The sequence below is a fragment of the uncultured Corynebacterium sp. genome (assembly GCF_937999985.1).
GTDB lineage: Bacteria > Actinomycetota > Actinomycetes > Mycobacteriales > Mycobacteriaceae > Corynebacterium.
Map to the genome: position 1 here is coordinate 1 of NZ_CALLDG010000046.1, position 14,227 is coordinate 14,227.

Consider the following 14,227-nt stretch of genomic DNA (forward strand, 5'->3'; position numbering starts at 1 on the left):
GCTCCAGGGCGACGACCTCCGCATGCGCCCCGCCGGGGGCCTGCGTGAACCCGCGCCCCACCACCTGCCCGGAGGAATCCTCGATCACCGCGCCCACCGGCGGGTTCGGACTGGCTAGCTGGGCTGCTTGCCAGCCGAGACTGTGGGCGTCAGAAAAAAGAGAAAGATCCATAGATCTACTTGGCGCTGGCGCGGATCTCATCGACCGCCGCGGCGGGGTCCGGCTTGCCAAACACGCTGGAACCGGCGACGAACACGTCCACGCCCGCGACGGCGGACTCGGCGGCGGTCTCAGCCCCAATGCCACCGTCGATCTCGATGAGTGTATCCAGGCCGTCGGCATCGATTCGGCTGCGCAGCTTGCGAACCTTATCCAGCACCTCGGGCATGAACTTCTGGCCGCCGAAACCGGGCTCCACGCTCATGACGAGCACGAGGTCGAAGCGATCCAGGTGGTTCAGCAGCGGCTCGACCGGGGTGTTGGGCTTGATGGAGATGCCCGCCATCGTGCCGTGACCGCGCAGCTTATCGGCCAGGGCGATGGCGGTATCGACGTCCGCGACGGCCTCCAAGTGGAAGGTCACGGACTGGAAGTCGTCTGCGTAGTCCTCCGCCCACTTCTCCGGGTTCTCGATCATGAGGTGCACGTCCAGGTGCTTGTCCGTGTGCGGCAGCAGGGACTTGGCCACGGGCAGGCCGAAGGAGAGGTTCGGGACGAAGTGATTGTCCATCACGTCGATGTGCAACCAGTCGGCGTTCGGCACGCGAGCGACCTCTTGGGCCAGATTGGCGAAGTCGGCGGCGAGGATGGACGGGGCGATCAGCGGGGTGTGGGAATCGGACATGGGTTGGTCTTCCTCACTCTTGGCTAGTGCTTGTGCTTGTGTTTGTGCTGTTGTTGGCAGGGCGCAGGGCGGCGAAGAACATCGCGTCCGTGCCGTGGATGTGTGGCCAGAGCTGCACGAATGGTGCGGTCTGGGCGGTGTTCGTCTCTGCCAGTTCGGGTAGGAACTCGGTGACGTCCAGGATCTCCGCGCCCGTGCGGGCCGCGACGGAGCGGACGACCTCCGAGGTTTCCTTTGGATGCGGCGAGCAGGTGGAGTAGATCACCACGCCGCCGGGGGCGGTGGCCGCAAGGCCGCTGACCAGCAGCTCCCGCTGCAAGGTGACCAGCGGGGCGACGTCCTGCGGATCCTTGTTCCAGCGAGCCTCCGGGCGGCGGCGCAGCGCACCCAGGCCGGAGCAGGGCGCGTCGATGAGCACGCGCGCGAACCCGCCCTCCGGGGCATCCAGGTCGCCGATGGATTCCAGCTTCCGGCCGTCGCCGACGTGCACGCGCACGGGCAGGTCGCGGGTCGTCTGCTCAATCAGCTTGGCGCGGTGATCTGCGATCTCGATTGCATCCACGGTGGCCTGCTCCGACATGGCCACTGAGGCGATGAATGCGGTCTTGCCGCCGGGGCCGGCGCACAGGTCCAGCCAGCGGGCGGGAAGGTTGTCGGCGACGGGAACGCGGGTGGTGGCCAGGCCGATCAGCTGGGAACCTTCGTCCTGTACGCTGGCCATCCCCTCGCGCACAGGGGCGATTTCGCCTGGGGCGCCCTCGTCCAGGTACACCGCATAGGGAGAGAACTTGCCCTCCGTGCCGCCGGTGATCAGCGCCAGTTCCTCGCCACTGATCTGCCCGGGGCGGGCGGCCAGGTGCACGATCGGGCGAGCGTCGTCGGCCGCCAGGGCGCGCTTGAGCTCAGCGCGGCCAGCATCAGTCGCGGGGTCCACGCCCAGCGCTTCCGCGAAGATCTCGGCGATCCACTCGGGGTGCGCGTTGCGCAGGGCTAGGTCGGCCAGGCTGTCGCCGGGAGCTACGCGCTCGATCCACGTCTCCGGCTTCTTGCGCGTCAGCGCGCGCAGCACGCCATTGACGAACCCGGAGGCCTGGCCTGCTCCGAAGGCTTTCACCAACTCCACAGAGGTGTTCACCGCGGCGTGGTTTTCCACCCGCGTGCGCAGTATCTGGTACGCGCCCAGTCGCAGCGCGTCCAGCGCCACCGAGTCGATCTTCTCGATCTTGCGGCCGGCCGCGTCTTCGATGATCGCGTCCAGCAACCCCCGCGCCCGCAGCGTGCCATAGGTCAGCTCGGTCGCAAATGCGGCGTCACGACCCTTGATGCTCGCCTCCCGCAGCGCCTTGGGCAGTGCGAGGTTGCCGAAGGCACCGTCGACCGTGACATCGCGCAGCACGCCGAAAACCACGTCGCGCACCTTGTCGCCGGAGCCCCGCGACCTGCTCTTTCGCTGCTTGTGCTCGGGTCGGCGCTGCTGGTAACCTGTCGCCTTTTTGCGCTGTCCCTCGCCACTGCGGGCGGATTCGGAACGAGACCTGAAGCCTCCCATGGCCTTACTCCCCCGTCTCCCGCGCGCTGAACGTCGGGCGGCCCGCCAGCAGTTCTTGTTGCCCGCGCGCCCACGCCGCGGCTTCCATCATCTTCTTGCCAGGCGGCTGGATGCGGGTGATCTCTAGGGCGCCGGTGCCGGTGCCGACGAAAACCTTCTTTGGTGACGCCACCATTTCGCCAGCCGAGAGCCCAGTGACCTCTCCTGAGTTACTGGGCAGCAGCATGCCGATCTTGTATCTCTGGCCGTCCAGTAGAGTCCACGCACCAGGTGCCGGGGTGTGGGCGCGGGCAACACGCTGGATTACCTCGGCCGGTTGGGACCAGTCGATCTGGGCGTCCGCGGGGTGAATCTTCGGTGCGTGGGTGGCCTGCGAATCTTCCTGCGGGGAGAGCTCGGCCGTGCCTTCGTCCATGGCGACGAGCGTATCGGCCAGTAGTTCCCGGCCGGCGTAGGTCAGGCTGGCCAGCAGGTCGTCGGCGGTGTCCTCCAGGCCGATCGTCTGTGTCAGCTGGGCGGCGACGGGGCCGGTGTCCAGGCCTTCCTCGATGCGGAAGATGGAGGCGCCAGTGATCTCGTCTCCGGCCGCCAGGGCGGCTTGCACGGGAGCGGCACCGCGCCAGCGTGGAAGCAGCGAGTAGTGCAGGTTCACCCAGCCGTGCTCAAAGACGCCGAGGATGTCCTTGGGGATCAGGTTGCCGTAGGCCACGACCGCGGCTGCGGTTACCCCCTGCGCTGCGAGGTCGCTGAGAACGGCCCGGGCCTCGTCACCAGATTCAGTTCCGGCCTTGAGGCTCGGCCACTTGTAGGTCGGGATAGCGGCCTCCTCGGCGACCTCCGCGACCTTCGAGGGGCGCAGGCTACGGCCGCGCCCCCGCTTGGCGTCCGGCTGGGTAACCACCGCAACGACCTCTATGCGTTCATCGGCGATGAGGTGCTCGAGGGCCACGGCGGCCGGCTCAGGGGTTCCGGCAAAGACGATCTTCACTGCTTAAACCACTCCGATTCGCGGATCTGCTTCATTGCTTCGCGGCGCTGCTCAGCCGAGAGATGCTGGATGAACAGCACGCCGTCCAGGTGGTCGGTTTCGTGCTGCACGCAACGGGCCATAAGGTCCGTGACTTCTCGGTCCACCTGCTCGCCGTCCACGGTCACCCCGCGCAGGCGCACGCGCTGGGCGCGGGTGACGTCTCCGTGGACGTCGGGGATGGAAAGGCAACCCTCGCCGCCGGTCTGGGTCTCCTCGCCCACGGCCTCCCAAGTGGGGTTGATCACGTGGCCGCGGTCGCCGTCGCAGTCGAAAACGAAGATGCGACGGGTAATGCCGATCTGGTTGGCGGCCAGGCCCACTCCCCCGTAGTGATCCATGGTTTCCAGCATGTCCTCGACCAGCCGCCGGGTTCCGGCATCCTGGATCTGTTCTGGCTTGACGGGGTCTGCCACGGTCTTGAGAACCGGGTCCCCGAAGTAGCGCATGTTAAGCACGGTCATGGTTATTAACCCTAACCGATGCGCACGGGATCCATGACAACCCGCAAGGCCTCCGGTTGGGCCGCCCGCGAGCTCCGATGGATGGTTCGCACCGACTGCGCGCTGCGCAAGGCCTGGCCGAGGGGTATTCGCTGGTCGGCGGGCACCCGCACCAACAGCCTGCGCGCGGACTTTCTGGCCTGTGGGTCATGGGGGTCGATCCCCGCGGGCAGGCGCACGCCGGGTGGCAGCTCCACCGGCCCCAGTGTCTCCGCGCCTTCGGGCAAGTCCCACGCGGCCTCGAGCGTTTCGATGGCAGAAGTGGTGCCGTCGATGGCGGCCACGCTAAAGGCGGGCGGGAAGGCGGCCTCGGCCCGGTGCGCCAGCTCTGCGCGCGCAGATCCGACGGGATCCCAGCGGATCAGTTGCTGAGCCGTCGGCAGGTTCGCTGCCCCGGCGAAGACCACCTTGCCGCCCTGGCCCCGTGGCGCGACGAGGGCGGCGGCCTCCATCCAGTGCCGCAGGGCAGCCTCCGCGGCGCGGAGATCCTGCCTTCCCAGCAGGATCCACGGGTCCACCAAGATCGCGGCGCCATACAGGCCACCCTCCACGGTGGGTTCTGCGCCAGGCGTGGCCACCACGATACTTTTGCGCAGCCGCACGCTATCCACCACGTGCTTGCCGCCGCTGGCGATGATCGGCACCCCGGGGAATGCCCGCCCCAGCTCCTCCACCGTCCGGTCGTGGCCGATAACGGACAGCCGCACGCTGTGGTTGCCGCAGCCGGAACACGTAAACAGTCCGGCGGTCAGCCCGCACCAGCGACAGCGCGGCGGGGCAGCCTCGGCGCTCGTGGGCAACTCCAAAGGGCCGTTGCAGTGCCGGCAGCGGGCGGGCGTGCGGCACTTCGCACACGCCAGCGCGGGCGCGTATCCCCGCCGTGGAACCTGCACCAACGCGGGCACGCCGTTATCCACGCATTCGCGTATCGCCTCGAAGCCCATGGAGGGAATGCGCGCCCCGGGCGCGTGGAGCTCCCTCTCCGTCGCACTGTCGGTCTCCCCCATACCCCGGATCCACGGCATCGCCTCGTGCAGTACCTCCCGCGTGGGCAGCAGCGGATACACCAGCCCGCTGTCCACCCACTGCTGCACCTCAGCCGAGCGATGCACCCCGGCGATCAGTAGCCCCGCCCCGGTGCGCTGGGCGTGCAACGCCAGCGCCTCTCGCGCGTGAATGTACGGAGCGCGAGGATCCACCAGGTTGTCGTCAGCCTCGCCTACCAGAATCATCAGTCGAGGCGCGACGACGGGCAGCAACGCCGCAGAGCGCGTGCCCACCACCACGCGCGCCTGGCCCGCGAGAACTGAGAGGTAGCGGCGATAGCGCGCATTCGGCCCCACCTGCGCGGTTAGCTCCATCACCTGGGCGGGGTTCATGTGCTCCTTCAGCCCCGCCACCAGTCGATCCACCAGGCGTTGGTTGGGGGCCACCACCAGCACACTTCCCTGCGTATTCCAGGCCACGGCGGCGGTGATGGCCGCGATGAGGGTGGGGATGTCGCGGCCTGGGGGCGTCAATAAACAAGCACGCGCGGCCTTGCCCTCGACGAGCGCGGACAGGTACGCCGCGCCGTGAGTGTAGGGCGCCAAAGCCTCCACGGCGGCGGCGTAGGAATCGGCAGCGGCCTGCTCGACAGATTGCAGCTTGGCCCCGAGGTCCTCCCAAGCCGCACCGTCGGCGAACAACCCTGCGTTCTCCGCCGAGGCGTGGCGGGAGGGCACGACGGAGCGCAGAATGTCCGAACGCACGCCCGCGTAGCGCTCGGCGAGCGCGTTGACGAGCTCCCACAGGGGCTTCGGCAGCACCTGGATGGGGCTGATCACGCGCTCCAGCTGGCGCAGCTCACCGGGGTGGTCGCTTCGGCGGCGGCGCTCGATGACGAACGCATCGACCAACCGGCCAGAGAAACGAACGCGGACGCGCACCCCTGGTTGGGCATGCGCGTCCATGTCTGCGGGCACCGCGTAGTCGAAAAGCCGGTCGAGGTGTGGCACACCGAGCATCGGCAGTACGCGGGCGACGGGCTGGTCCACGGTGCTTTAAACCTGCTTAACCTGCTTAAACTACTGAGCCTGCTGGGCCTGCTGAGCAGCGGCGACGGCCCTCTGCAGTGCATCCACCTTGTCAGTGCGCTCCCACGGCAGGTCCAAGTCGGTGCGGCCGAAGTGGCCATAGGCGCTGGTCTGGGCGTAGATCGGGCGCTTCAGGTCCAGCTCCTGCAGGATTGCGGCCGGGCGCAGGTCGAACACCTCGCGGACGGCATCCTGGATAGCCTCGACCGGTGCCTTTTCGGTACCGAAGGTTTCCACGTACAGGCCCACCGGGGTCGCACGGCCGATGGCGTAGGCCACCTGCACCTCCGCGCGGTCGGCCAGGCCGGCGGCGACAATGTTCTTGGCGACCCAGCGCATAGCGTAGGCACCAGAGCGGTCCACCTTGCTCGGGTCCTTGCCGGAGAACGCGCCGCCACCATGGCGAGCCATACCGCCGTAGGTGTCGACGATAATCTTGCGGCCGGTCAGGCCTGCATCACCCATCGGGCCGCCCAGCACGAATGAGCCGGAGGGGTTTACCAGCAGCGTGTAGTCAGTATCCGCCAGGTTGCCGCTTAAGCCCGCCTCGTCCAGCACGTACTGGACGACGTGGGTGCGGATCTGCTCGTGCAGCCACTCCTGCTCGATGCCCGCGTCGTGCTGTGTGGAGACCACGACGGTATCCAGGCGCACGGGGGCGCCTTCCGCGTCGTAGGCAAAGGTCACCTGGGTCTTGCCGTCGGGGCGCAGGTGCGGAACGATGCCCTTCTTGCGCACCTCCGTCAGGCGGCGGGACAGGCGGTGTGCCAGCGCGATCGGCAGCGGCATGTACTCCGGGGTCTCGTTGGTGGCGTAGCCGAACATCAGGCCCTGGTCGCCAGCGCCAAGGCGGTCGATCTCATCCAGCTCGGTGCCGCCTTCCGCGTTGTGCGACCGGTGCTCGAGGGCGGTGTCTACACCCTGGGCGATCTCCTGGGACTGCTCGCCGATGGCCACGCTGACTCCACAGGTAGAGCCGTCGAAGCCCATGTCAGAGCTGTTGAACCCGATCTCCAGCAGGGTCTTGCGCACCAGCGCGGGTATTTCTACGTAGGTGGTGGTGCGGATTTCGCCGACGACGTGCACCAGCCCGGTGGTCACGACGGTCTCAACGGCCACGCGCGCCTCGGGGTCCTTGGCAATCAGCGCGTCGAGGATCTTGTCGGAGATCGCATCGCAGATCTTGTCGGGGTGCCCTTCGGTGACGGACTCGCTACTAAACAGGCGCAAAGACACGTGGATTTTCCTTTTGTAAGTTCGAATTGCTGAAGACTTTATAGTCAATGGACACATACTAGACTAAGCTGTCTGTATTTGTCACGTAGCTGCCTAAAGAGTCTCGCACACAGCCTTCCAGATCGCTGCAGCGACCCCGGTCTTTGGCCCTTGCGGCACTTCGGTGACCTCACCGTCTGGGCGCAGAATCCAGCCCGAGCTATCCGGCTGCCCGAAAACCTTGCCATCGCCGACTGCGTTGCACATCAGCAGGTCGCAGCCCTTTCTTTCGAGCTTCTTGCGGGCGAAGTCGAGCGGGGAACTGTTTTCGTCGCCGGTTTCTGCCGCGAAGCCCACGATCTTTGTTGTGGACGCCACGTCTCCCCGCCTGCGCGCTTCAACCACGCCCGCGAGAATGTCCGGGTTCTCGGTCAGTTGGATGGTCGACAGGTCAGCTTCCGAGCCCTTCTTCATCTTCGACCCCGCCACCTCTGCCGGGCGGTAGTCGGCAACCGCCGCGGCCATGACTACAACGTCGGCATTGGGTGCGTGCTCCATTACGGCCTGCTGCATCTCGCGGGCAGTCTTCACTCGCACTACCTCAGCGCCGATGGGAGTGGGCAGGTTCTCGGTCACACCTGCTACTAGGGTGACCTCGGCGCCCCGCTGGGCGGCCACCTCGGCCAGCGCGTAGCCCTGGCGGCCGGAGGAAGCGTTGCCGAGATAGCGAACGGGATCCAGCGGCTCGTGCGTGCCGCCAGCGCTGATGACCACCTTCTTGCCCTCCAGGTCTCGGGTGAAGGCCTCGCGGTCCGCCAGGACGGTGATCGCCAGCTCGCCGATCTGCTCCGGCTCCGGCAGTCGCCCGGCGCCGGTATCCTTGCCCGTGAGCCGCCCGTGGGCGGGATCCAGCACCGTCAGGCCGTGGCGGCGCAGTGTTGCAACGTTGTCCACAGTCGCCGGGTTCAGCCACATCTCGGTGTGCATCGCCGGAGCCAGCACCACGGGGCACGTGGCAACCAGACAGCTAGCAGTGAGCAGATCGTCGGCACGCCCGTGGGCGATCCGGGCCATCAGGTCTGCGGTGGCCGGAGCGACGACAATCAGGTCGGCCTCCTGCCCCAGGCGAACGTGCTGCACCTCGTCCACGGCGTCAAAAACATCGGTCGCCACCGGCTGGCCCGAGAGAGCCTCGAAGGTGGCGGCACCCACGAAGTTCAACGCAGAGCGGGTGGGAATCACCCGCACTTGGTGGCCACGCTCGGTGAAGAAGCGGACCAGATGAGCGGCCTTATACGCAGCAATGCCGCCCCCTACGCCGATGACGACGCGGAGCGGCTTGGTGTTCAATTCAGCTGATGCAACGTTCACAACGAATCAGCCTAGCTGGTCTAACCCTCGGTGTGTTCCAACAGATCCCGGTTAATCTCGCGCAGGGCGATGGACAGCGGCTTCTCGTGGACGTCCGGAGTCACCAGAGGTCCGACGAACTCGAAGACGCCCTCGTCGACCGTCTGGAAGTAGTCGTTGATCTGACGTGCGCGCTTAGCAGCGAAGATGACCAAGGCGTACTTGGAGGAGACCTTCGTCAGCAGCTCGTCGATCGGTGGATTGGTGATGCCTACAGGAGGATCGAACACGCTATCGTTCGCATTCACGTCCTGGTTTTCCACGGTATTCACCTTTTCTTTGGTGGGTTGTTTGATTATTTATTTAGATCTTTAAAGCGCGGGACTGGAGAGTGCGCCGCTCGAGCTTCCGTGCCTGCCGTATCCTTAGCGCCCAACTAGCGAAGGATCTCGCTGATGGCCGCCACTGCCCGATCCACGTCGTCGTTCACAACCACGTGATCAAACTCGGACTGCGAAGCCATCTCGACCTTCGCGGTCTGCAGACGGCGCTCGATGACGTCCTGAGTCTCGGTTCCACGACCGGTCAGGCGATCAACAAGCTCCTCCCACGACGGCGGAGCCAGGAAGACGGTCTGCACCTGGGGCAGCATCTTCTTGACGTTGCGTGCGCCCTCGAGATCTACCTCGACGAGAACCGGACGGGAATCAGCCAGCGCCTTTTCGATGGGTTCGCGCGGCGTGCCGGAAAGCTGTAGGCCTCCGTGGATCTCCGCCCATTCGAGCATCTTGTCGGCCGCGATGTTCTGTTCGAACTGTTCGCGGGTGACGTAGATGTAGTCCTCGCCATCGACCTCGCCGGGACGCGGGTCGCGGGTGGTCATGGACACACTGAAAAACAGGTCCGGAACGTCGGTGCGCAGGCGCCGCACAACAGTGGACTTACCCACCGCAGAAGGGCCCGCCAGTACGACGATCCGTCCGCTATTCAGGTCCTGGCTCAAGACTATTCCTCGAAACCGAAGTGCTCCAGCAGGGCGCGGCGCTGACGGTCGCCCAGGCCGCGGATGCGACGGGTCTCAGCGATCTCCAGCTGCTCCATGATCTCCTTGGCCTTCACCTTGCCAACCTTCGGCAGGGAAACCAGCAGGGCGGAAACCTTCATCTTGCCCAGGGTCTCGTCGGTCTCGGCGTCCTTCAGGACCTGCTTCAGGTCGGTGCCGCCACGCTTCAGCTTCTCGCGCAGTTCTGCGCGTGCCTTGCGTGCCTCGGCTGCCTTCTTCAGCGCTGCTGCGCGCTGCTCATCGGTCAACTGGGGAAGTGCCACGGGTGCCTCCGTTAAATTGTTCTCGTCTTAAAGGATGGAAAGTTTTTCTGGTCTATAACCAGCATGCTGTAGAGACCAAACGGTATTCCAAGCAACGCTGGATATTAAATCCTCTCGGTTAAAAATGCCAAGCTGACACACCGAGATTCATTTTTCGGATTCATGTTCTCGACTACTGTACACGCTTCGCCCGAACCGCTTATACGTGCAGGCGGGGCGCTACGCGAGCAGCTTTCAAACAATGAGTATCAGTGTAACACCTGAATCCATGAAGAACAGCAAAAGCCCCTGCTAATGGCCAATTATGGCCATCACAACACGGGGCCGAAAGCCACAGCTAGAGCCGTAGCGTTGCCGCCTGCTCGGCCACGGCGTTTCGCAGGTCCGCAACCTCAGGCCCTGCGCGCAGTACGCCGCGGGAAACGTTGGGCGATACTAGTGACGCCGTTTGGTCTCCCCCGGCGATACGTCGCACATCGTCCATGGTGCCTCCCTGGGCGCCGACTCCCGGCATCAGAACCATGCCGCCCACCTCGTCCAAGCGCGGCGGCTCTGCCAAAGTCGCGCCGACGACTACGCCGAGGTTGCCAGCCCCAGAATGCTGGGAGTTTTCCGCGGCTACGCGGTCCACAATGTACTGGGCCAAGTTCGTGTCTGTGCCGTCGAAGTAGGAGCGTTGCAGGCCCCGCGCCTCCGGGTTAGATGTGGCGGCCAGGACGATCACTCCCCTGCCGTGCTGCTCACCCAAATCGATAACGGGGCGCAGGGAGTCGAAGCCTAACCACGGGGATACGGTCACAGCGTCGCTGCACAGCGGGGAATCCGGATCCAACCACGCCCGTGCGTAACCGGCCATGGTCGAGCCAATGTCACCCCGTTTGGCGTCGGCAATAACCAACACCCCGGCCTTCCGCAGCTCCGCGATCGATCGCTCCAGCACGGCCAAGCCAGCCGATCCGAACTGCTCGTAGAAGGCCACCTGGGGCTTGACCACACAAGCGACGTCCGCGAAGGCCTCCACGCAGGTCTTGCTGAAGGACTCCAGTCCGGCGACGTCGGCCTTTAAGCCCCAGTCCTCCAGGATGCCCACGTGCGGGTCCATACCCACACAGAGCTGTCCCTGGTCCTGGGAACGCTCCAAGAAGCGCTCGCCGAAGGTTGGGCGGCCTACCGAACTCGCACTCGCAGTCACGAGTGATCGACCTCCTGAATGGCGCGCACGGTCGGCTCGGCGCCCTGCAGGGCCTCGATGCCCTGGACGGCTGCCACGGCCCCCTGGACGGTAGTCACGCACGGCACGCCCATGTTCACCGCAGCGGAGCGGATGTCGTAGCCATCGTGACGCGCCCCGGCGGATCCGGCCGGCGTATTCAGGATCAGGTCGACGTCGCCGTCCTTGATCCAGTCGCCCACGGTGCGCAGTGGCTCGCCGTTGGCATCGACCAGCGGGGTGTTCTCCGCGGCCGCGCGGCGCTCGTCGGAAATCTTGGCCACGACCTCGCACTCCACGCCGTTGCGGCGCAGCATGGCCGCGGTGCCCTGGGTGGCCAGGATCTTGAAGCCCAGAGAGTACAGGCGCTGGATCGGCAGGAGGACCGTGCGCTTGTCGCGGTTGGCCACCGAGACGAAGACGGTGCCCTCGGTCGGCAGATCGCCGGTGGCTTCCTGGGACTTGGCGAAGGCGGTGCCGAAGTCGTCGTCCAGGCCCATGACCTCACCGGTGGACTTCATCTCCGGGCTCAGGAGGGAATCCAGCACGTGGCCCTCCGGGCTGCGGAAGCGGTTGAAGGGCATCACAGCCTCCTTCACGGCGATCGGGTGGCCCTGCGGCAGGGATCCGCCGTCGCGGTCCTGCGGCAGGATGCCCTCCTCGATCAGATCCGGGATGCTGGTGCCCAGCATGATGCGCGCGGCGGCCTTGGACAGCTGCACGCCCGTGGCCTTAGAGACGAAGGGCACGGTGCGGGAGGCGCGCGGGTTGGCCTCGATGACGTAGAGGATGTCGTCCTTCAGCGCGAACTGAACATTCATCAGACCCTTCACGCCGATGCCGTGAGCCAGCTTGGCGGTGGCCTTGCGCACCTTGTCGATGTCCTCCGCGCCCAGGGTCATCGGCGGGATCGCACAGGCGGAGTCGCCGGAGTGGATGCCGGCCTCCTCGATGTGCTCCATCACGCCGGCCAGGTACACGTGCTCGCCGTCGCACAGGGCATCCACGTCGATCTCGATTGCGGAGTCCAGGAAGCGGTCCACCAGAACCGGGTGGTCGTTGGTGATCTCGGTGGCGCGCTGGATGTAGTTGGACAGGCTCTCGTCGTCGTAGACGATTTCCATGCCGCGTCCGCCGAGTACGTAGGACGGGCGAACCAGCACCGGGAAGCCGATGCGGGCGGCCACGTCGTGTGCCTCCTCCACGCTGGTGGCGGTGCCGAACTCCGGCGCCGGCAGGGCGGCCTGCTCCAGCACCTTGCCGAATTCGCCACGATCCTCGGCCAGGTTGATGGCCTCCGGGGAGGTGCCAACGACCGGTACGCCAGCGTCCGCCAGGCGCTGCGCCAGGCCCAGCGGGGTCTGGCCACCCAGCTGCACGATCACGCCTGCGATCTCGCCGGACTCGGCTTCAGCGTGGTAGACCTCCATGACGTCCTCGAAGGTCAGCGGCTCGAAGTACAGGCGGTCGGCGGTGTCGTAGTCCGTGGAGACGGTCTCCGGGTTGCAGTTGACCATGACGGTCTCATAGCCCACGCGAGACAGCTCGAGTGCGGCGTGCACGCAGGAGTAGTCGAACTCGATGCCCTGACCAATGCGGTTCGGGCCGGAGCCCAGGATCAGCACCTTCTTCTTGTCCGGCTGCGGGGCAACCTCGGACTCGGCGGCCGGATCCAGCTCGTAGGAGCTGTAGTGGTACGGGGTCTTCGCCTCGAACTCGGCGGCGCAGGTGTCCACGGTCTTGAAGACCGGGCGGATGCCCTGGGCCCAGCGCAGGGCGCGCACGCCGTCCTCGCCCGCCAGCTCCGGGCGCAGCGCTGCAATCTGCTTGTCCGACAGACCCATGTACTTCGCTTCGCGAAGAAGGTCGACGTCCAAGACTGGGGCGTCAATAAGACGGCTGCGGAACTCCACCAGACCGGCTAGCTCGTGCAGGAACCAAGGGTCAATGCCGGAGGCCGCGTAGACCTCCTCGACGGTGGCGCCGAGGCGCAGAGCCAGCTCCACGTCGTACATGCGGCCCTCGGTCGGGCGCTTCAGGTCCTCCAGCACGGCCTGCTTGTCGGTGGCGCGTTCGCCGGCGAACTCCTCGTCCGGCACAGTCCAGAATCCGGCCTGCTTGGTTTCCAGGGAACGCATGACCTTGTTCAGGCCCGTGATGTAGTTGCGGCCGACGGCCATGGCCTCGCCGACGGACTTCATGGTGGTGGTCAGCGTGTCGTCGGCACCGGGGAACTTCTCGAAGGCGAAGCGCGGGGCCTTGACGATCACGTAGTCCAGGGTCGGCTCGAAGGCGGCTGGGGTGACCTCGGTGATGTCGTTGCGGACCTCGTCCAGGGTGTAGCCGATGGCCAGCTTGGCGGCCAGCTTCGCGATCGGGAAGCCGGTGGCCTTGGAGGCCAGGGCCGAAGAGCGGGACACGCGCGGGTTCATCTCGATGGTGATGATGCGCCCGTCCTTCGGGTTCACCGCGAACTGGATGTTACAGCCGCCGGTATCCACGCCGACCTCGCGCAAGATGGCGATGCCCTGGTCGCGCATGACCTGGTACTCGCGGTCGGTCAGGGTCATGCTCGGAGCAACCGTCATGGAGTCGCCGGTGTGCACGCCCAATGCGTCCACGTTCTCGATGGAGCAGACGATCACGACGTTATCCTTGCCGTCGCGCATCAGCTCCAGCTCGAACTCCTTCCAGCCGAGGATGGACTCCTCGATCAGAACGTTTGCCTCCGGGGAGGCAGCCAGGCCACCGCCGGCGATGCGCTCCAGGTCCTTTTCGTTGAAGGCCAGGCCGGAACCCAGGCCGCCCATGGTGAACGACGGGCGCACAACGACCGGCAGGCCCAGCTCGGCGACCGTCTCGTGAACCTCGTCCATGTTGTGGCACACGCGGGAGCGGGCGGAATCGCCGCCGATCTTCGCCACGATGTCCTTGAACTTCTGGCGATCCTCACCGCGCTCGATGGCGTCGATGTCCGCACCGATCAGCTCCACGCCGTACTTGTCGAGGATGCCCAGGCGATCCAGCTGGATCGCAGCGTTCAGCGCGGTCTGGCCGCCCAGAGTCGCCAAGACCGCGTCGACCTTGTGGCCGGCCTTCTGCTGCTCCTGGAAGATCTTCTCGATGT

General features: G+C 66.0%; 12 protein-coding genes. All 12 read right to left on the reverse strand.

Going from position 1 to position 14,227, the window contains the following annotated elements; genetic code table 11:
• Window positions 1–176 precede the first annotated feature (176 nt).
• Window positions 177–845 carry a ribulose-phosphate 3-epimerase gene (rpe, locus tag Q0331_RS01980; RefSeq protein ID WP_298074406.1) on the reverse strand — a complete coding sequence of 223 codons (669 nt, stop codon included), beginning with the start codon at window positions 843–845 and terminating at the stop codon, window positions 177–179.
• A 13-nt stretch (window positions 846–858) separates the two neighbouring features.
• On the reverse strand, window positions 859–2,394 hold the full coding sequence (locus Q0331_RS01985; RefSeq protein WP_298074408.1) for an RsmB/NOP family class I SAM-dependent RNA methyltransferase: 1,536 nt from the start codon (window positions 2,392–2,394) through the stop codon (window positions 859–861).
• 4 nt (window positions 2,395–2,398) lie between these two features.
• Window positions 2,399–3,382: a methionyl-tRNA formyltransferase gene (gene fmt, locus Q0331_RS01990; protein ID WP_298074409.1), complete on the reverse strand. Its 984-nt coding sequence runs from the start codon at window positions 3,380–3,382 to the stop codon at window positions 2,399–2,401.
• Window positions 3,379–3,885: a peptide deformylase gene (def, locus tag Q0331_RS01995; RefSeq protein ID WP_049049953.1), complete on the reverse strand. Its 507-nt coding sequence runs from the start codon at window positions 3,883–3,885 to the stop codon at window positions 3,379–3,381. Before def ends, fmt begins: the two co-directional genes overlap by 4 nt.
• A gap of 11 nt (window positions 3,886–3,896) precedes the next feature.
• Window positions 3,897–5,960, reverse strand: a complete 2,064-nt coding sequence (locus Q0331_RS02000) for a primosomal protein N' (protein ID WP_298074411.1) — start codon at window positions 5,958–5,960, stop codon at window positions 3,897–3,899.
• Window positions 5,961–5,990: 30 nt separating this feature from the next.
• Window positions 5,991–7,235: a methionine adenosyltransferase gene (gene metK / locus Q0331_RS02005; protein WP_298074413.1), complete on the reverse strand. Its 1,245-nt coding sequence runs from the start codon at window positions 7,233–7,235 to the stop codon at window positions 5,991–5,993.
• 93 nt (window positions 7,236–7,328) lie between these two features.
• Window positions 7,329–8,585, reverse strand: coding sequence for a bifunctional phosphopantothenoylcysteine decarboxylase/phosphopantothenate--cysteine ligase CoaBC (gene coaBC / locus Q0331_RS02010; RefSeq protein WP_298074415.1), 1,257 nt, complete (start codon window positions 8,583–8,585; stop codon window positions 7,329–7,331).
• A 20-nt stretch (window positions 8,586–8,605) separates the two neighbouring features.
• The gene (gene rpoZ / locus Q0331_RS02015) at window positions 8,606–8,887 is read right to left on the reverse strand and encodes a DNA-directed RNA polymerase subunit omega (protein WP_034988049.1); all 282 of its coding nucleotides are present in this window, start codon (window positions 8,885–8,887) and stop codon (window positions 8,606–8,608) included.
• Between the two features lie 113 nt (window positions 8,888–9,000).
• Window positions 9,001–9,567 (reverse strand): guanylate kinase, encoded by a 567-nt coding sequence (gene gmk, locus Q0331_RS02020; protein WP_298074418.1) that lies wholly within the window; start codon window positions 9,565–9,567, stop codon window positions 9,001–9,003.
• 2 nt (window positions 9,568–9,569) lie between these two features.
• Entirely contained in the window at window positions 9,570–9,890 is a 321-nt protein-coding gene (mihF, locus tag Q0331_RS02025; protein ID WP_005294871.1) for an integration host factor, actinobacterial type, read from the reverse strand.
• A gap of 337 nt (window positions 9,891–10,227) precedes the next feature.
• Window positions 10,228–11,082, reverse strand: coding sequence for an orotidine-5'-phosphate decarboxylase (pyrF, locus tag Q0331_RS02030; protein ID WP_298074420.1), 855 nt, complete (start codon window positions 11,080–11,082; stop codon window positions 10,228–10,230).
• Window positions 11,079–14,227 (reverse strand): carbamoyl-phosphate synthase large subunit (gene carB, locus Q0331_RS02035; RefSeq protein WP_298074422.1); only part of this gene is annotated, 3,149 nt, incomplete at its 5' end. The genes pyrF and carB, both read right to left, overlap by 4 nt.